This is a genomic window from Streptomyces sp. NPDC006235, assembly GCF_040613735.1.
Classification (GTDB): domain Bacteria; phylum Actinomycetota; class Actinomycetes; order Streptomycetales; family Streptomycetaceae; genus Streptomyces.
This window is the reverse complement of the sequence record NZ_JBEXSR010000009.1, coordinates 155,838-173,868: the sequence shown is the minus strand read 5'-3', so window position 1 is coordinate 173,868 and position 18,031 is coordinate 155,838. Positions and strand designations below refer to the sequence as shown.

The window sequence follows — 18,031 nt, the reverse complement described above, 5'->3', positions numbered from 1 at the left end:
TGTCGAATGTGTGACCTTTGCGGCTGTGCCTCGTTGGATGCGCTGACGGATCTTCGAAGTCGAGCCGGGGGTGACGGGGTGGGCGGGCTGCGTGAGGTGGCGGCGCCGTTTGTGGTGCCCGGCCCTTCGGGGGTGGCGATCCGCGCCCGTCTGCGGGTCTCGGAGACGGACGCGGCGGTTTTGCGTGAGGTCGGCGTGTCCCTCGGTGGGCTTGCGGCGCGGGATCTCGCGGCGCGCTCACGGCGGGGGCTGGCTCACGATGCCACCGCGTGGGCTGCTCGTAAGCGAGAGTTGACCGGGTCCTCGTCGGCGCGGTGGGCGGGCAGCATCACCAAGGCCACCCATGATCAGTGGGCGCTGACGCGGCGTGGTCAGGCGGCGGAGATGGTGTGGCTGCGTGGGCAGGTCGCCTCGATCGAGGCGAGGCTGGCCCGGCCGCTGGGCGCCAAGGCGAACAAGCGCGAAGGGCTGGTGCGCGGGTACGGCTCGCGGGCGGAGTGGCACGCCAAGGCCCGCCGGCTGCACACGCTGAGGACCGGCTCGCCGGCCTGGAAGCGGATTGGGCGGCGGGCCGGGTGCATGTGGTGCGGGGCGGCAAGCAACTCGCCCGCGTGCGTCACCACCTGGACCAGGCCGGACTGGAGGAGGCGGGCTGGCGGGAGCGGTGGGAGGCGGCGCGGATGTTCCTGGCCGCCGACGGGGAGTCCGGCAAACGCTTCGGCAACGAAACCATCCGCATCACCGACTCCGGGCAGGTCTCGATCAGGCTGCCGGCCGCCCTGGCCCATCTGGCCAACGCCCCGCACGGCCGCTACGTCCTCGAGACCACCGTGGTGTTTAAGCACCGGGGCGAGGAATGGGCGGACCGGATCAGCGCGAACCGGGCGGTGGCCTACCGCATCCACCACGACCCGGTCCGCCGCCGCTGGTATGTCACCGCTTCCTGGCAGCGCCCAGCTGTCCCGGTCCTGCCGATGGATACGGCCTTGGCCAAGGGGGTGGTGGCGGTGGACATGAACGACGACCACCTCGCCGCCTGGCACCTCGACGTCCACGGCAACCCCGTCGGCGAACCCCAGCGCTTCTTCTACAACCTGTCAGGTAATACCTCGCACCGGGACGCCCAGATCCGCCATGCGCTGACCCGGCTGCTGCACCACACCCGCCGCCGCGGTGCTGCCGCCATTGCGGTCGAGCACCTCGACTTCACCGACGGCACCAGCAGGGAGCGGCACGGCCGTAACAAGCGGTTCCGGCGTCTGATCTCCCGCTTTCCCACCGCGAAGCTGAAGGCGCGGCTGGTGTCGATGGCCGCCGAGCAGAACATCGCGATTGTCGCGGTGGATCCGGCGTACACCTCCCGGTGGGGTGCCCAGCACTGGCAGCAGCCCCTCACTAGCAAGAACCGTGACACCACTCGCCACGACGCGTCAGCCGTGGCGATCGGACGGCGCGCCCTTGGGCATCCGATCCGGCGACGGACGGCACCGCCCCCACACGACCAGAGTGATCGTGCGGGGCATCGGACCGCCCAGGCCCGACCGGAGACCCGACGGCGCGAGGAAACCCGCCCCCGCGTACCCGGACCACGATCACGAGTCGTGCCGCCCGGACGCGGAGCGAAAGCGGGCGACCAGCGTGCCCAACACCGTTCGGAGCACGCGGCTGAGCATGAGCCCTGGCAACAGGACACACTCCCGCTCAGTCTTTAGGAACGGTCAGCTCCTCGATCGTCTGGGAGATCATCCAGAGATGGCCGAACGGATCGGCGAGACGGCCGCCGCGCTGCCCGTAGTGCTGGTCGGCGACCGGATACACCACGCTCGCCCCGCCCCGCAGCATGGCCTCGGCCACGGCGTCGGCGTCGGACACGTCCAGAGCCATGATCACCGGGCTGCCGCCGAGCGAATCCGGCGACGGGTCGCTCGCGTCGGCGTCCTTGACCGCGATCACCGCGTCGCCGAGCCGCAGCATGGCGTGCACGATCTTCCCGTCGGGGCCGGTGTACCGCTCGATCTCCTCGGCGCCGAACGCGGTCCGGTAGAAGTCGATCGCCCGGGGCCCGTCGGAGACCACGAGGCGGGCGTAGAGCCGGGTGAGGGAGAGAGTGCCGTTTGTGTTCGTCATGCCTTCACCATGGCCGGGTCCGGGCGGCCGTGGATTGTAGAAAACGGCCGGCCGGGCAGGACCCGTCACCCACCGAGCGGAACGTGGTTGCGTTCCCGGGGCGAGCGCGGCGCGTACGCGGTCGGGGTGATCCCGGCGAGCGCACGGAACTCGTGGATCAGATGCGCCTGGTCGTGGTAGCCGCACTCGGCGGCCAGGAGCGCCCAGTCCGGCTCCCCGGGCCATGCGTTCACACGGCCCAGCAGCCGCTGGAAGCGCCGTACCCGCGCATACCGTTTCGGCGGGAGTCCCAGCTGTCCGGTGACCCTGCGGGCCAGCCGCCGGGAGGTCCAGCCGAGCCGGTCGGCGACCTCGCCCACCGGCGTTCCGCGGTCGAGCAGCACCGCGGCGAGACGGATCGCCGGGTCGGGCTCCAGGGGACGTGCCGTCCGCCGCAGCAGAACCGTCTGCAGCTCCCGCAGGCACGCCTCCGGGCCACCGGCGGCCATGGCCTCCAGCAGCCGCTCGCGCAGCACCGCGCCGTCCGTGCCCCACAGCTCGTCGAGCCCGGCGAGCCGGTCGCGGACCGCGCTGACCGGCACGGTGAGGAACGGATACGCCCCCGCGGGCCGGAACGCCACCCACAGGACCGCGCGCTGCTGCGCCGGGTCGATCACCGACGGCCCCGTGTACGGCCCCTGCAGGGCCGCACCCCGGGTCCGCCCGTCCGATGAGCCCAGTGCGTCCTCGTCGAGGTTCACCAGCAGCTGCGCCCCGCCCGTCGGCAGGGACAGCTCGGCGGGGTGCGCGAAGCGTCCCTCGACATAGCCGAGCGCACCGATCAGCGGCACGAGCGCCGGCGCCGACGGCCGGACCGTGAGCGAGACGGGAATCTCCTCCGCCGTGCGAGCCATACGCCCAGCCTAGGATCCCGCTACACCGCCAGCCACACCGCCTGGTCGGGCCCCAGCAGGCCGTCCTCGAGCGGCCCGCCGGCCAGGAGAAGCTCGGTGTGTGCGGGCAGCTCGCACGGCTCCGAGGAGAGGTTGACCAGGCATGCGAAGCCCGGCTCGCGGCTGAAGGACAGCACGCCCTCGGGGGCGTCCTGCCAGGTCATCGTGCCGTCGCCGAGGGCGGGGTGCTCGCGGCGGATGCGCAGGGCCGTGCGGTAGAGCTCCAGCATGGCGGCGGGGTCTCCGGTCTGGGCCTCGACGGTCAGTGCGGCCCAGTCGGTGGGCTGGGGCAGCCAGGGTTCGGCCGTGGTGTCGGCGGGGCTGAAACCGTAAGGAGCGGCCTGGCCCGACCAGGGAATGGGGACGCGGCAGCCGTCACGGCCGCGGTCGGTGTGGCCCGAGCGTTCCCAGATCGGGTCCTGGAGGGCGGATTCGGGCAGGTCCTCGACCTCGGGGAGGCCGAGTTCCTCGCCCTGGTAGACGTAGGCGCCGCCGGGCAGGGCGAGCATCAGCAGGGCGGCGGCCCGGGCCCGCCGGGTGCCGAGCTCCAGGTCGAGGAAGCCGTCGGGTTCGAACCGCGCGTTGGCCATCCAGCTGCGCGCGGCGGTACGGCCGTAGCGGCTGGGGTGGCGCATGACGTCGTGGTTGGACAGCACCCAGGTGGCGGGGGCGCCGACGGAGCCCAGCATGGCGAGGGAGTCGTCGATGACGGCGCGCAGGTCCTTGGCGTCCCAACCGCACATGAGGAAGTCGAAGTTGAAGGCGGTGTGCAGGCCGTCCCGGCGGACGTAGGCGGCGAGGCGTTCGGGGGTGTCGGCCCAGGCCTCGGCGACGAAGGAGCGGTCGCCGGGGAACTCGTCGGCGACCTTGCGCCAGGTCCGGTATATCTCGTGCACCTCGTCGCGGTCCCAGTGCGGATGGTCCAGGTGCCGGCGGATCTCGTCCCGGCGGGTGAGCGGGCCGGTCACCGCGGGTTCGGCGCGGGGCGGCAGGTCGGGCAGTTCCGGGTGCTTGATCAGGCCGTGGGCGACGTCGATGCGGAAGCCGTCGACGCCCCGGCTGAACCAGAACCGCAGGATCGACTCGAACTCGGCACGGACTTCGGGGTGTCGCCAGTTGAGGTCGGGCTGCTGGGGTGCGAACAGGTGCAGGTACCAGTCGCCGTCGGGCAGCCGGGTCCAGGCCGGGCCGCCGAAGCAGGACACCCAGTCGTTGGGGGGCCGGCTGCCGTCGGGTCCGCGGCCGGGACGGAAGACGTAGCGCTCGCGTTCCGGGCTGCCGGGCCCGGCGGCCAGCGCGGCCTGGAACCAGGTGTGCTGGTCGGAGGTGTGGTTGGGCACGATGTCGGGGATGACGCGGATCCCGTGCGCGTGTGCTTCGGTGATGAGTTGTTCGGCGTCGGCGAGGGTGCCGAAGCGGGGGTCGATGGCGCGGAAGTCGGCGACGTCGTAACCGTGGTCGGCCATGGGGGACTTGTACCAGGGGTTGATCCAGATGGCGTCCACGCCGAGGGACTTCAGATACGGCAGGCGGGAGCGGATGCCGGCGATGTCGCCGACACCGTCGCCGTCGGCGTCGGCGAAACTGCGGATGTAGACCTGGTAGATGACGGCACTGCGCCACCAGGGTGCGGTGGGGGACACGTGGCTCCTTGTGGACGTCGGGTTACTTCGCGGCGCCGGCTGTGAGCCCAGCGACGATACGGCGCTGGAACAGCAGCACCATCACGACCAGCGGAATGGTCACCACGACGCCCGCGGCCATCTGGCTGCCGAACGGCGTCTGGTACGTGGTCGCCCCCGAGAACTTGGAGATGGCGACGGTCGCGGTCTGCATGCCGGGCTTGTTGGTCATCGACAGGGCGATGAGGAACTCGTTCCAGGCGGCGATGAAGGTGATGATCGCGGTGGTGAAGATGCCCGGCGCGGCGAGCGGGACGATGACCTTGCGGAAGGCCTGGCCGCGGGTGCAGCCGTCGACCATGGCGGCGTGTTCCAGTTCGTCGGGCATCTGCCGGAAGAACGTGGTCAGGTTCCACACCGCCAGCGGCAGCGTGAAGGACATACTGGGCACGATCATGGACTGGTAGGTGTTGATCCAGCCGATGTCGGTGAACAGCTTCAGCAGCGGCACGACGATCGAGACCACCGGGAACATCGAGGTGGCGATGATCAGCGTGAGGATCAGCCGCTTGAAGCGGAACTCCAGCCGGGCCATCGCGTACGCGGTGAACGTGGCCAGCAGCAGCGACAACGCGGTCGTGACGCCGGCGACGATCAGGCTGTTGAGCAGGGCCCTGGTGAAGCCCTGGCCCGGGCTGAACACCGATCGGTAGTTCTCGAGCGACACCGCGGAGGGGAACAGGGAGGTGCTGAAGATGTCGCCGGTGCTGCGGAGGCTGGAGACCAGCATCCAGTAGAAGGGGGCCAGGCAGTAGGCCACCACCAGGGCGATGCCCAGGTAGGGCAGCCGCTGCCGCCACTTGGCCGTGAGGGTCATGCCGTCACCTCCCGGACGCGGCGGCGCGGCGTTCTGACGGCGTGGCTCTTGTGCTTCCTCGTCCCGCCCGCGCCGCCGATGAGGTCGGCGCCGAGCAACCGGACGAAGGCGAGCGCGATGAGGAAGACGTAGAGGAAGAGGAGGACCGCGTAGGCGGAGGCCGGGCCGAAGCGGACGTTGGACGCCTCGTTCTGCGCGAGCATCGACAGCGTCTCGACGGAGCCCTTCTGGGCGCCGATGAGGATGTAGGGCAGGTCGAACATCCGCAGCGCGTCCAGGCAGCGGAACAGCACCGCGACCATCAGCGCGGGCTTCACCAGCGGCAGGGTGATGCGCCAGAACTGCTGGAGGGCGCTCGCCCCGTCGAGCCGGGCCGCCTCGTAGACCTCCTTCGGGATCACCTGGAGGCCGGCCAGGACCAGCAGGCCGATGAAGGGGGCGGTCTTCCACACGTCGGCGATGACGACCGCGATCTTGGCGGAGAAGCCGTCGGCGGTCCACAGGACCTGGTGGCCGATGAGGACGTTGGCGATCCCGTCGGCGTTGAAGATCCACTTCCAGAGCAGTCCGGAGATGGCCGTGGGGATCGCCCAGGGGACGAGGATGCTGGCCCGCACCACGGCCCGGCCCCGGAAGGCCCGGTGCATGATGAGCGCCATGGCGACGCCGATCACGGTCTCCAGCGACACCGTGACGACGGTGAAGAAGGTGGTGTTCCAGAAGGCGTTCCAGAAGCGGTCGCCGGCCTGGGTGAAGATGTCGGTGTAGTTCTTCAGCCCGACGAACGGCTCGGTGTTGCTGATGAATCCGGTCTTCGGATCCAGCCCCTTCGGCCCGTACAGGGACTCGTCGAGTGCCATGAGCGTCGGGTAGAGCACGACGACCGTCAGCACCAGCAGCGTCGGGGAGACCAGCAGCGCGGCCAGGCGGCCGGTGCCCGCGGTGGCCCGGGGGCGGCGGCGCCGGGGGCGTTCGGGTGCCGGGGGCCGCCCGGGGCGGCGGGCGGCCGCCGTCCCGGGCGCGTGCGGGGCGGTGTCGGGCGGGATCGCGGTGTCGGCCATGACCCGCGGCCTCACTGCGCCGTCAGCTTCTGAAGGTCCCCCTGGAGGTCCTTCAGGGCCTGTGCGCTGCTCTTCTTGCCGGTGAGCGCGGCGTAGACCTCGTTCTGGATCGCGGCGGTCACGTCGCCGTACTGCACGACGCGCGGGCGCGGCACGGCCTTGGTGATCGACTGCTTGAGGTCGGGCAGGTACGGATACTGCTTGTCCAGGGACGCGTTGTCGTAGAGGTCGGCGTAGGGCGGGGCGAGGGAGGCGTTCTTGAGGAAGTAGGTCGCGCTCTCCTCGCTGGTGAAGAACTTCATGAAGTCCAGTGCCGTGGCCTTGTTCTTGGCGAAGGACGACAGGGCCAGGTTGGAGCCGCCGAGGCTGGAGGCGCCGGGGCCGTTCAGGCCGGGCAGGGGTGCGACGGCGAACTTGCCCTTGATGGCGCTCTTCTGGGCGAGGGAGTACACGTAGGGCCAGTTGTTCAGGAAGATCAGCTTGCCTGCCTGGAACGCCTGGCGGCCGTCCTCCTCCTGGTAGGTGATGGCCTCCTTCGGGATCGTCTTGTCCTTGAAGGAGTTGACGAGGAAGTCCAGGCCCTTCTTGGCTTGCGGGGTGTCGACGTCGGGCTTGCCGTCGGCATCGACGATCTTGCCGCCGGCGGAGTTCACGGCCTCGGCGAAGTTCACCGTCAGTCCCTCGTACTTCTGGAACTGCCCGGCGTAACAGGACATGTTCTTCGCCTGGGGGAGCTTCTTCACCTTGGCGCAGTCGGCGGTCATCTGGGCCCAGGTGGTGGGCGACTGGGTGACGCCGGCCTTCTTCAGCAGGTCGGTGCGGTAGAACAGCAGGCCGCCGTTGGAGCTGGCGGGGACGGCGTAGAGCTTGCCGCGGTACTGGGCGGTCTGCACGACCGGCTGGAGCATCTTGCCGAGCGGGAACTGGTTCGCGGGCAGCGGCTCGATCCACTGGTGGGCGGCGAACTCCGACGTCCACACGACGTCGGTGGCGAGCACCGTGTAGGCGTCGGACTTCGTCTCCGCGTTCTGGATCATCTGCTGGCGCTGCGAGTCGGCGTCCGTCGGCAGCTGGATGAAGGTGACCTTCTCCTTGGGGTGCGCCTTGTTCCAGCGGTTGATGATCGTCTGGACGGTGCCGGTGGTGTCCTTGCCCGCGACGTATGTGATGGGGCCGCGGCCCTTGAACGTCGCCGGCGCGGCCTGCGCGGAGCCGGAGCCGCTGCCGCCGGACGAGCCGCAGGCGGTGAGGAGGAGTCCGGCGGCGGTGAGCGCTGCGGAACACTGAATCGCTCTGGCGGTGCTGGTCTTCACTGTCTCTCCTGGTCGTGATGGACCGAAGTCGTGTCTGTTCCCCCGGAATGGCTTTGGTCATGAGATTGCGTTGCCACGGCATTCCGCTGATAAAAACCGCAGTTCACAGCGGATAAGAGGCGTCCCTCCGGGGCGACTTCGAACCTGTCGAGACAACGTTTGCACGCTAGGAGCGCCGGGCCGGGAAGTCAATGCGTCGCGACGTGGTAAGAAGGCAAGAATCAGGTGAGACAGCGCTGTCACCAAGGGCCGTGCAGCGCAGGGTTCCTGTGCTAGCGTCCGGCGCATGCCACCAGGTCAGCGGCACCCCACGATGGCTGACGTCGCCGAACGGGCCGGGGTCTCCACCTCCACGGTCTCGCGCACGCTGCGCGGGCTGTCCACCGTCTCGCCCGAGGTCCGCGCCCGCGTCGAACAGGCCGCCCGGGAGCTGAACTTCGCGGTCTCGCGCCATGCCGCGAGCCTGGTGACCGGCAGGACGTGCAACGTCGCGGTGCTGGTGCCCACGCTCAGTTCGTGGTTCGTGGGCGCGGCACTGTCGGGTCTCGCCCTCGTCCTGCGGGCGGCCGGCATGGAACTGACGGTCTATGTGATCCCCGGCATGGCCGAGCGCACGGCGTTCTTCGAGCACCTTCCCGCGCGGCGCAACGCGGACGCTCTGCTGGTGTTCTCCTTCGACCTCACCGAGGAAGAGACCGCCCGGCTGGACAGCCTCGGCATGCCGGTCGTGTACGTCAGCCAGCATGTCGACGGCCGCCCGAGCGTCTACGTCGACGACGTGGCGGGCGCCCTGCGCGGCACCCGGCATCTGCTGAACCTCGGCCACCGCCGGATCGCCTACGTACGGACGGTGGGCACGGGCGGCTTCTCCTTCAGTTCGCAGGAGCGGCTGGTCGGTTACCGGCAGGCGCTGGCCGAGGCGGGTCTGCCCCTGGACGACGAGCTCGTCGTCGCCACCCCGGCGGGCGACAAGCGGGGCGCCGCCGAGGCGGTCGGCAGGCTGCTGGGGCTGCGGGAGCCGCCCACCGCGGTCTTCGCCGAGCAGGACGAGGTGGCCGTCGCCGTGATCTGGACGCTGCGCGCGACGCGGGTCGAGGTGCCCGGGCAGGTGTCCGTGATCGGCTTCGACGACCAGCCGGTGGCCCAGTGGTTCGATCTGACGACCGTGGCCCAGTCGCCCTCGGCCATCGGCCGGGAGGCCGGCGCGCTCGCGCTGTCACTCGTCAACGATCCCGGAGGGGACCGCGAGCGGCACGTCGTGCTGCCCACCCATGTGCTCCCCCGGACGACCACCGCCCCGCCTCCCGCGCCGCGCGCCACGGCCGAGGAGCCGTCCCGGCCGCCGCCGGCCTGACGACGCTCGCCGTCCCTCGGCCTCGACTCGGCCGAAAACGGGGGGCGGTTGCGTATGACCACCGGAGAGAACATCGTCGGGGACGTCTTCAGCGCGGGGGCGCGGGAGTTCCACAGCTGGTCCCGGGTGTTGTGGGACCCGGTCGGCGAGGTGACGGCGGAGGCGGCCGGCCTGACCGGCGGTGAGTCGGTGCTGGACGCCTGCTGCGGGGCGGGGGCGTCGGCGCTGCCGGCCGCGCGGGCCGTGGGGGCGGCGAGCCGGGTGGACGCCGTCGATCTCGCGGACGGGCTGCTGGCGATCGGGGAGCGCCGGGCGCGTGAGGAGGGCCTGGCGCACCTCCGCTTCCACCGCCACGAGGTCACCTCGTGGCCCGCGCCCGGCCCGGGCTACGACGTCGTGCAGTGCGGGCTCGGGGTGTTCTTCTTCCCGGACATGGACCGGGACTCGGCCGCGCTGACGCGGATGCTGCGTCCCGGGGGCCGGTTCGTCGTGACGGTCTGGGAGAAGGGCGCGCTCGGCGGCTGGCAGGCGGCGCTGCGGGGCGCGGTCCTGACGCAGCGCGATCTGCCCCGCCCGCCGCAGATGGACCAGCTGGCGCGGATCGACACCGCCGGCGCCCTCGCGGCCTGGCTGACGGATCTGGGCGGGAGCCAACCCCGGGTCGGCCGGCGGCGCTTCGAGGCACCGCTGTCCCCGGAGACGGGGTGGGCGCCGGCCACCGGCAGCGGGACGCGCCGGATGCTGGACGGGCTGTCACCGGCCGCCGTCGAGCGGGTGCGGGCCGAGTTCACCGCCCGCCTCACCGCCGACTCGGTCACCGACCTCGACGTACGCGCCCTGACGGGGACGACCCGCTTCCCCGGCTGACCGGCCGGCGGGGCGGGGCGGCGGGCAGGAGGCCGCGGCCGGCCCGCGCCCGCAGGAGCCGCAGACGCCGCTCAGTTCGAGGGTGTGTTCCAGCTCCGTGTAGCCCGTGGTCTCGGCGAGCCGGGCGGCCCACTCCTCGACGGCCTCCGCGTCGACGGGCCGGCTGCGCCCGCAGCGGCGGCAGATGAGGTAGTGGCGGTGCCCGCCGGCCGGCCGACCCAGGTAGAGCCGCTCGCCGCCCTCGTCGCGTACGACGTCCACTGATCCGGCGCGGTCCAGTTCGCGCAGGGTGCGGTAGACGGTGGTGAGCCCGACGGTGCTGCCGGAGTCGGCCAGCAGCGCGTGCAGCTCCTGCGCGGAGACGAACTCGCGGCAGCGGCCGAGGACATCGAGCACGGCCCGGCGCTGCCACGTACTGCGCAGCCCCGGCGTGTGGAGGCGCTCCACGGCAGGGCTCTCCTCCGCTTCGCCCATCACTGGACTCCTTGCTCGGCCGGCGCGGTCATCGACCCCATGCTAGATGAACATGATTTTCACCGCGATGACCAACTCGGACCCGCCCGCCCGTCAGCGCCTGCGCAAACCGTTGACGGAGGTAAGAGCCCCACTTATCTTCTGATCGAATTCACGAACTGCGTTCGAGATGTCGGACACAGTGGCCCCCTTTTGGAGAACTCCCTTGAGACACACAGCCGTCCGGCTGCTCCTGGCCGCCCTCGTCGCCCTCGCGACCTGCCTGGCGGGCGCGCCCGCGCACGCCGCCGTGCCCGACTCCCCCGCCGTCACGTACACCAACCCGATCGCCGAGAAGCGGGCCGACCCGCACATCTTCAAGCACACCGACGGCTACTACTACTTCACGGCGACCGTCCCCGAGTACGACCGCATCGTGCTGCGCCGGGCGACGACCATCCAGGGGCTCAAGTCGGCCCCCGAGACGACCATCTGGACCAAGCACGCCAGTGGCGTGATGGGGGCCCACATCTGGGCGCCCGAGATCCACTTCATCGACGGCAAGTGGTACGTGTACTTCGCGGCGGGCGCCACCAACGACATCTGGGCGATCCGCATGTACGTCCTGGAGGGCACGGGCGCCAACCCGCTCACGGCCACCTGGACCGAGAAGGGGCAGATCAAGACGCAGTGGGAGAGCTTCTCCCTGGACGCCACCACCTTCGTCGTGAACGGCGTGCGCTACCTGGCCTGGGCACAGCGCGACCCGTCCGTGAACAACAACACCGACGTCTACCTCGCCAGGATGGCCAACCCCTGGACGATCACCGGCACTCCGGTGATGCTGACGCGTCCCACCTACTCCTGGGAGACGGTCGGCTTCAAGGTCAACGAAGGCCCGGCGGTCATCCAGCGCGGCGGCAAGGTCTTCATGACGTACTCCGCCAGCGCCACCGACAGCAACTACTGCCTGGGCATGCTCACCGCCTCCGCGAGCGCGAACCTGCTCAGCCAGGCGTCCTGGAGCAAGAGCCCCACCCCGGTCTTCGCCAGCAGCGCCGCGACCAGCCAGTACGGCCCGGGCCACAACTCCTTCACCGTCTCCGAGGACGGGAAGAGCGACATCCTCGTCTACCACGACCGCAGCTACAAGGACATCAGCGGCGACCCGCTGAACGACCCCAACCGCCGCACCCGCGTGCAGAAGGTCTACTGGAACGCCGACGGCACCCCGAACTTCGGCATCCCCGTGGCCGACGGGGCCACCCCGCAGCGCTTCTCCTCGTACAACGTCCCGGACCGGTTCATCCGCCACTACGACTACCGGGCCCGGATCGAGGCGAACGTCACCAAGCTCGCCGACTCGCAGTTCCGGGTCGTGCCGGGACTGGCCGGCAGCGGCACCGTCTCGCTGGAGTCGGCGAACTTCCCCGGGTACTACCTGCGGCACAAGAACTTCGAGGTGTGGCTGGAGAAGAACGACGGCAGCGCGCAGTTCGCCTCCGATGCCGCCTTCCACCGGCGTGCCGGGCTGGCCGACCCGGCGGGCGTCTCGTACGAGTCGTACAACTACCCGGGGCGCTACGTCCGCCACTGGGAGTACCTGCTGAACGTGCAGGCGGTGAGCACGGCGACCGACCGGGCGGACGCCACCTTCTACGCCCAGTAACCACGGAGTCGTCGCCCGTAATGCCCTGATTGTCTTCCCGGTGGGCGGGCACTCAGGGCGTGTGCACATTCAAGACGGCATGCGACCGCGCAGGGTTCTGCTGACCGGGTGGTTCAGCTTCCGGGACGGAGAGGCGACCGCCGGGGACGTGCTGGCCCTGGGCCGGGTCGAGGACGTACTGCTGGGCACGGGCATCCCCTACGACGTCGCCTGGAGCCCCGGCTTCCGCCCGGAGGCACTGCACCTGGACCGGCTGTGGCCGGAGGACTACTCGCACCTGGTGTTCGTCTGCGGGCCGCTGCACGGGCCGCAGATCGAAGAGCTGCACCGGCGGTTCGCGCACTGTGTGCGGATCGCCGTCGGCACCTCGGTGATCGACCCCGCCAGCCCGGCCGTGACCGGCTTCCACCGGGTGCTGCCCCGGGACGGGCCGGACAGTGAGCCGGTGGAGGACCTCGCGGCCCGTGCCCCGGACGCGCCCGCCCGGCCGGTCGTCGGGGTGATCCTCACGCACGGGCAGCAGGAGTACGGGGAGCTGCGGCGGCACGCGCAGGTCGCCGAGGAGGTGACGCGCTGGCTGGCCGGCAAGGACTGCGGCCGGCTGGAGCTGGAGACGCGGCTCGACACGCACGACTGGCATCTCAGTGCCACCCCCGCGCAGCTCCAGTCCGTGCTGGCCCGGCTGGACCTCGTCGTCACCGACCGGCTGCACGGGCTGGTCATCGCGCTGCGGGTCGGCACTCCGGTGCTGGCCGTCGACCCGGTCGAAGGCGGCGCGAAGATGACCGCGCAGGCCCGGGCCTGCGGCTGGCCGGCGCTGGTGCCCGCCGAGCGGCTGGACGTGCGGCAGTTGGACCGCTGGTGGGACTGGTGTCTGACCGGCGGCCGGGTCGCAGCCCGGCAGATCCGGGACGGGTTCCGTGAAGGCACGGTGCCGGACAGCGCGGACCGGCTCGTCGAGGCGCTGGCGCGGCCGGTCCCCGGTTAGTTCCCGGGTTGCACGGGGCACCCGCTTGTACGTCCGCCGCTGTACGTCCCCCCGTCGCACGTCCCCCGCCTGTACGTCCCCGTGGTACGTCCCCCGCTTGTACGTCCCTGTGGTACGTCCCCCGGGAGGAGAGACGGTCCGGCCGCCCGGAAGGAGAAAGCGCGTGTCCATCGGCCGACTTCCCGAGAACGAGCAGCGCATCCTCGACGAGATGGAGCGCGCGCTGCGCCGCGACCGCCGCCTCGACCGCCGGCTGCGCACCCTGCGACTGAGCCGCCGCCCCGACCCCGCCCGGCTGCTGGCCCGCCTCGGCTCCTACCGCCCGCGCGTCTTGACCGTGGCGGTGCTGCTCGCGGTGTCGGCCGGGCTGTTGGTGGCCGGGATCGTCACCTCCGAGCCGGGGGTGATCTGGGCCTTCGCCGCCCTCTGGCCGCCGACGCTGTTCGCCCTGTTCCGGCTGATGTGCCGGTGGTGCGGGGGCTGAGTGTCCGCCGCTGATCCGACGGGCTGAGCCCGCATCCCGCGTGGGGGTGCGGGCTCAGCCCGTGTAGCGGCGGGCCTTCGAGGCGCGCTGGGCCGGTTCCAGCAGGCGCAGGCGGGACTCGACCTCGTGCGGGAGCACGCGGCGTTCGCGCAGCACCCACGGGAGGGCGGCGGCGGCCTCGGCGAAGGCGCGCAGGGACGCCGTGTCGCGCGGCACCGTGCGGGCCAGGTCCACGGTCCGGCGCAGGGCGGGACTGGCCGGGCGGCGCAGCCAGGTGAACCACAGGGTGTTGCGGATGCCGTGGGACCGGCGCAGGGTGGCGTCCCGGGCCACGGACGGGTGGTGGTGCACCACCAGGTGGTCTGCGTACGTCAGCCACCATCCGTCGGCCGCCAGGTCCGCGGCGAGCAGCTCCTCCTCGCCGCCCAGCCACAGCCTCGGATGGAAACCGCCCGCCGCCCGGAAGGCGTCGGTGCGCAGCACGGTCGCGGCGGCGAGGAACGAGCCGAGGGCCGGTCCGGGCAGCCAATCGGGCCCGGGGACGGGTGAGTTGCGCAGTTCCTCGACGATGGGGTCGTCGGTGCCGTCCGGTTCGACGACGATCCGGACCGTGACCGAGCCCACGGCCGGGTAGCGGTCGAGCAGGTCGGCGGCCCCCGCCAGCGATCCCGGTGCCCACCAGGAGTCGTCGTCGCAGAAGGCGATGTAGGGCGTACGGACCTGCCGGATCGCCAGGTTGCGGCCCACGGCACCGAGGTTGCGGCCGGGCCGCAGCAGCCGGACCCACGGGTGACTGCGGGCCACGGCGTCGGCCGTGCCGTCCGTGGAGCCGTTGTCGGTGACGATCACCGGTGGCTTCTCCGGCAGTTCGGCGAGCCGGTCGAGCGTGCGCAGCAGTTCCCGCCGACGGTTGTGGGTGATGACGACGACGGTGGTACGGGGGTCGGTCATGCGGCGGCTCCCTCCAGCAGGCGCGCGGCTCGCTCCACGTGCGGCGGCAGCGGCCTGCGGGCGCGCAGGGCCGCGGGCAGCCGGGCGAGCGTCCCGCGCAGGGCCTGCCGGGCGTGGTCGTCGTGCCGGGCCTCGGCGGCGAGGGCCCGGGTGCGGGCGAGTGCGAAGGGCACGGGGCGGCGCAGCCAGGCGGTGAGGAGTTCGTTGCGGCGCTGGACGACCGGCCGGCCGGTGCGGGGTGAGGGCGCGGGGTGGTGGTGGGCGACGATGTCCGGGCAGTGGGTGACTCCCCAGCCGCGGGCCGCCATGTCGTAGGCGAGGAGGGTCTCCTCACCTCCGAAGAACAGCAGCCGGTGGAATCCGCCCGCGTCGAGATAGGCGCTGCGGCGGACGACGGAGGCGCAGGCCAGGAAGCCCAGGACCTGGGTGCCGGGCAGGTCGGCGGCCGGCCCGAGGGGCGAGGCGGCGAGGACCTCGTTGAGCGGGTCCGGGTCGGCGGTGGGGCCGACGAGGGTGTGGGCGGCGATGAGGCCGAGCCTCGGATGCTCCTCGAACAGGCGGGCTGCCCTGGTCAGGGCGCCGGGTGCCCACCAGGAGTCGTCGTCGCTGAACGCCACGTAGGGGGTGTCCAGAACCCGGGCACCGTGGTTGCGCGCCAGGGCGCCGTGGTTGAACGGCAGCGCCAGGACCTGGACCTGGGGGAAGTCGCGGGCGAGCATGACGCGTGTGTCGTCGGTGGAGGCGTTGTCCGCGACGAGGATCCGGGGTCCTTCGGCGAGGGCGACGAGGTGGCTCAGGGCCTCGGCGAGGGCGGCGCAGCGGTTGCGCGTGGCGATGACGATGCCCACGGGCGTGGCGTCCGGGTACGGGATGGTCATCGTGCGGTGCCCCTCACGGAATTTCGGGTGCCGGGAAGTTCGTCGACGGCGCCCAGGACGTCGTCGGGGGTGATGCGCAGCAGCGCGGGGTCGGGGTGGCGGCCGTGCGGGTCGCCCTCCGGGCCGTACCACAGCGCGCGGTGGCGCGGGCCGGGCGGCGGGCCCCAGCGGCTCGGCGCGACGGGGCCGAAGAGGGTGACGGAGCGCGTGGCGTGGGCGGCGGCGAGGTGGGCGATGCCGGTGTCGCCGCTGATCACGGCGTACGCGTCGGCGACGAGGGCCGACAGCCGCCCGAACGGGAGGCCGCCGCCGAACACGTCGGTGTCGGGCAGACCGGCCTGCTTGGCGAGCCGGGCCACCAGGTCGCTCTCGTCCGGGCCGCCGGTCACCACGACCCTCAGGCCCCGGGCGCGCAGCCCGTCGGCGACGGCCGCGTACCGCTCGACGGGCCAGCAGCGGGCGGGTGAGCCGGCGCCGGGGTGCAGCACGACCGCGCCGGGTGCCGGGGAGGCGGTGCTCGGCCGGGGCAGGTGCAGGTCGGCCGGGTCGGCGTCGATGCCGTACGACTGGAGCAGCCGGCACCAGCGGTCGCGTTCGTGTTCCTCCGCGTACCAGGGCGGGCCGTCGATCTCGGGCATGTCCGGGTGGGCGAAGGCGAGCAGCTTCAGCGGACGCATGCCCATCAGGAGCCGGTGGCTGGGTGTTCCGTTGCCGTGCAGGTCGACGGCGACCTCTGGGGACGGACCGCTCCAGTCGAGGGAGCGCGGCACGCCCCGCCCCGGCGCGGCGGCGGGCAGCAGCCGGTCCACGGCACCCGTCGCCTCGGCGACCGGCGCCAGTTCGGCGGGCGCGGCCAGGACGAGTTCGTGGTCCGGGTAGGCCCGCCGAAGCCCACGCAGCGCGGGAACCCCGGCGAGGAGGTCGCCGAGGCCCAGGGCGCGCAGGACGAGGAGGCGGGGTGTCGTCGCGTCGGGTGCCGTGTCCGGTGTCATGGCAGCAGACTGCCGCGTGTCCTCGGTGTCCGCCCCCGCGACCGGGCTCATCGGGTGGGTCATCGCGCTCCTTCCGCCGCCCGTTCCATCAGGGCCGTCGAGGAGCGGCCGTCGAGGTAGGGCAGGAGGACCGCCTGGCCGCCCCACTTCTGGAGGAGGGCGGCTTCCGGAAGGTCTGCGGCCGCGTAGTCGCCGCCCTTGACCCAGACGTCGGGGCACAGGTCGGCCAGGAGCCGCTCGGGGGTGTCCTCGTCGAAGACGGCGACCGCGTCGACGCAGGCCAGCGCGCGCAGGACCCGGACCCGGTCGGCGAGCGGGTTGACCGGGCGGCCACCGCCCTTGCGGCGGCGTACCGAGTCGTCCGAGTTGACGCACACCACCAGGCAGTCGCCGAGCCGCCGGGCGGCCTGGAGCAGACCGACGTGGCCGGCGTGCAGCAGGTCGAAGCAGCCTCCGGCGGCGACGACGGTGCCGTGGGCGGCGCGGATCCGGGCGGCCAGGGCGTACGGGTCGTCGTCGCCGGGCGGCGGTGCCGGTGCGGCGTCCGCGCTCGGTACGGCGGCCGCTCCGCCCGCCGCGACGAAGCCGGTCGCGGCGGCGACGGCGCCCTCGACGGCCTCGGCGACCAGGACCCCGTCGGCGAGCAGCCCGGCCGCGGTGGCGGCGAACCGGTCCCCGGCCCCGCAGCTGTCGCCGGGGTGCGCGGCGGGCGCGGGGACGAGCAGCGGGTGTTCCCCGTAGGACAGCAGGGCGCCGCGGGAACCGAGGGTGACCGCGACGGCGGCGGCCCGCCAGTGCCGTACGAGGGCGGCGGCGCTGTGGGCGGCGGCGTGCAGGTCGCGGCGGGCGGTGCCGTCCTGCGGGACGAGGCCGTGGGCCTCCTTCTCGGCCGGTGTCACCAGCCGGGTGCCGGGCACGGGCGCACCGCCGCGCGGGTGCGGGTCCCAGACCAGCGGCGGGCGGGCGGCGAGGACGTCGCGCAGGGCGTCGGCGGTGCCACGGCCGTAGTCGGAGACCAGGACGGCGGGCGCGGCGCGGACGGCCTCCCGGGCGGCGTCCGTGGCCTCGCGGGTGCGGCCCGCGCCGCGGTCCAGCCGGACCACCGGGCGGTCCTGCGCGAGGACGCGGGTCTTCTCGGACAGCGGGCCGGCCAGGGGCAGCGGGACGAGGGTGAGCCAGGGCTCCAGGAGGCGGCGCAGCGCGTGGCTGGCCGGGTCGTCGCCCACTCCCGCCACCAGCGTGACGTCGCGGCCGTCGCGGGCGGCGAGGTAGGCGGCGAGTGCCGCGCCGCCGGGCCGGGTCCGCTCCCCGCAGTCGTCGACGACCGGCACGGGCGCGTCGGGCGCGAGCCGTTCGGCGCGGCCGGTCACGTCCCGGTCCAGCAGCGCGTCACCGACGACGACGAGGGGTGCCTTGCCGTTCATGTCACCTCCTGCCGTCGCCGTCGCGCCGCGGGTCGCCGC

General features: G+C 72.4%; 16 protein-coding genes and 1 pseudogene. 6 read left to right on the top strand and 11 right to left on the bottom strand.

The genetic code is table 11. The features are described 5' to 3' along the window. Positions 1 to 78 precede the first annotated feature (78 nt). Positions 79 to 1,712, top strand: a pseudogene (locus ABZ192_RS14310) (IS200/IS605 family accessory protein TnpB-related protein). Here the strand turns inward: ABZ192_RS14310 and ABZ192_RS14305 are convergent. From ABZ192_RS14305 to ABZ192_RS14280, 6 genes are all read right to left on the bottom strand, one after another. Further along, positions 1,702 to 2,127 (bottom strand): VOC family protein, encoded by a 426-nt coding sequence (locus ABZ192_RS14305; protein WP_356924782.1) that lies wholly within the window; start codon positions 2,125 to 2,127, stop codon positions 1,702 to 1,704. The pseudogene ABZ192_RS14310 and the gene ABZ192_RS14305 overlap by 11 nt on opposite strands. Before the next feature lie 65 nt (positions 2,128 to 2,192). Beyond that, positions 2,193 to 3,020 carry an AraC family transcriptional regulator gene (locus tag ABZ192_RS14300; RefSeq protein WP_356924781.1) on the bottom strand — a complete coding sequence of 276 codons (828 nt, stop codon included), beginning with the start codon at positions 3,018 to 3,020 and terminating at the stop codon, positions 2,193 to 2,195. A 20-nt stretch (positions 3,021 to 3,040) separates the two neighbouring features. Beyond that, a complete protein-coding gene (locus ABZ192_RS14295; RefSeq protein ID WP_356924780.1) occupies positions 3,041 to 4,702 on the bottom strand; it encodes a glycoside hydrolase family 13 protein in 1,662 nt (553 codons plus the stop codon). A gap of 22 nt (positions 4,703 to 4,724) precedes the next feature. Next, positions 4,725 to 5,558, bottom strand: a complete 834-nt coding sequence (locus tag ABZ192_RS14290) for a carbohydrate ABC transporter permease (protein WP_356924779.1) — start codon at positions 5,556 to 5,558, stop codon at positions 4,725 to 4,727. Beyond that, complete coding sequence (locus ABZ192_RS14285) at positions 5,555 to 6,619, bottom strand: sugar ABC transporter permease (RefSeq protein WP_356924778.1); 1,065 nt, start codon at positions 6,617 to 6,619, stop codon at positions 5,555 to 5,557. Before ABZ192_RS14285 ends, ABZ192_RS14290 begins: the two co-directional genes overlap by 4 nt. Positions 6,620 to 6,630: 11 nt before the next feature. Continuing rightward, a complete protein-coding gene (locus ABZ192_RS14280; RefSeq protein WP_356924777.1) occupies positions 6,631 to 7,932 on the bottom strand; it encodes an ABC transporter substrate-binding protein in 1,302 nt (433 codons plus the stop codon). Between the two features lie 313 nt (positions 7,933 to 8,245). Between ABZ192_RS14280 and ABZ192_RS14275 the strand changes: the two genes are divergently transcribed. Then, the gene (locus tag ABZ192_RS14275; protein ID WP_356924848.1) at positions 8,246 to 9,286 is read left to right on the top strand and encodes a LacI family DNA-binding transcriptional regulator; all 1,041 of its coding nucleotides are present in this window, start codon (positions 8,246 to 8,248) and stop codon (positions 9,284 to 9,286) included. Positions 9,287 to 9,340: 54 nt separating this feature from the next. Next, positions 9,341 to 10,153, top strand: coding sequence for a methyltransferase domain-containing protein (locus ABZ192_RS14270; protein ID WP_356924776.1), 813 nt, complete (start codon positions 9,341 to 9,343; stop codon positions 10,151 to 10,153). Here the strand turns inward: ABZ192_RS14270 and ABZ192_RS14265 are convergent. Beyond that, positions 10,040 to 10,627, bottom strand: a complete 588-nt coding sequence (locus ABZ192_RS14265) for a transcriptional repressor (protein WP_356924775.1) — start codon at positions 10,625 to 10,627, stop codon at positions 10,040 to 10,042. The two genes, ABZ192_RS14270 and ABZ192_RS14265, sit on opposite strands and share 114 nt — an antisense overlap. Before the next feature lie 232 nt (positions 10,628 to 10,859). Here ABZ192_RS14265 and ABZ192_RS14260 point away from each other — a divergent pair, with 232 nt between their 5' ends. From ABZ192_RS14260 to ABZ192_RS14250, 3 genes are all read left to right on the top strand, one after another. Continuing rightward, positions 10,860 to 12,275: a family 43 glycosylhydrolase gene (locus ABZ192_RS14260; protein ID WP_356924847.1), complete on the top strand. Its 1,416-nt coding sequence runs from the start codon at positions 10,860 to 10,862 to the stop codon at positions 12,273 to 12,275. Positions 12,276 to 12,354: 79 nt separating this feature from the next. Further along, complete coding sequence (locus ABZ192_RS14255) at positions 12,355 to 13,263, top strand: polysaccharide pyruvyl transferase family protein (RefSeq protein ID WP_356924774.1); 909 nt, start codon at positions 12,355 to 12,357, stop codon at positions 13,261 to 13,263. A gap of 163 nt (positions 13,264 to 13,426) precedes the next feature. Beyond that, positions 13,427 to 13,747 carry a hypothetical protein gene (locus ABZ192_RS14250; protein WP_356924773.1) on the top strand — a complete coding sequence of 107 codons (321 nt, stop codon included), beginning with the start codon at positions 13,427 to 13,429 and terminating at the stop codon, positions 13,745 to 13,747. Between the two features lie 54 nt (positions 13,748 to 13,801). Here ABZ192_RS14250 and ABZ192_RS14245 read toward each other — a convergent pair whose 3' ends face one another. Genes ABZ192_RS14245 through rfaE2 form a run of 4 tightly spaced genes read right to left on the bottom strand, consistent with a single transcriptional unit; the run spans position 13,802 to position 17,992 of the window. Beyond that, positions 13,802 to 14,698 (bottom strand): glycosyltransferase, encoded by an 897-nt coding sequence (locus tag ABZ192_RS14245; protein ID WP_356924772.1) that lies wholly within the window; start codon positions 14,696 to 14,698, stop codon positions 13,802 to 13,804. Continuing rightward, on the bottom strand, positions 14,695 to 15,576 hold the full coding sequence (locus tag ABZ192_RS14240) for a glycosyltransferase (RefSeq protein ID WP_356924771.1): 882 nt from the start codon (positions 15,574 to 15,576) through the stop codon (positions 14,695 to 14,697). Before ABZ192_RS14240 ends, ABZ192_RS14245 begins: the two co-directional genes overlap by 4 nt. Beyond that, complete coding sequence (locus ABZ192_RS14235) at positions 15,573 to 16,568, bottom strand: glycosyltransferase family 9 protein (RefSeq protein ID WP_356924846.1); 996 nt, start codon at positions 16,566 to 16,568, stop codon at positions 15,573 to 15,575. Before ABZ192_RS14235 ends, ABZ192_RS14240 begins: the two co-directional genes overlap by 4 nt. A gap of 59 nt (positions 16,569 to 16,627) precedes the next feature. Beyond that, complete coding sequence (gene rfaE2 / locus ABZ192_RS14230) at positions 16,628 to 17,992, bottom strand: D-glycero-beta-D-manno-heptose 1-phosphate adenylyltransferase (RefSeq protein WP_356924770.1); 1,365 nt, start codon at positions 17,990 to 17,992, stop codon at positions 16,628 to 16,630. Between the last annotated feature and the right edge of the window lie 39 nt (positions 17,993 to 18,031).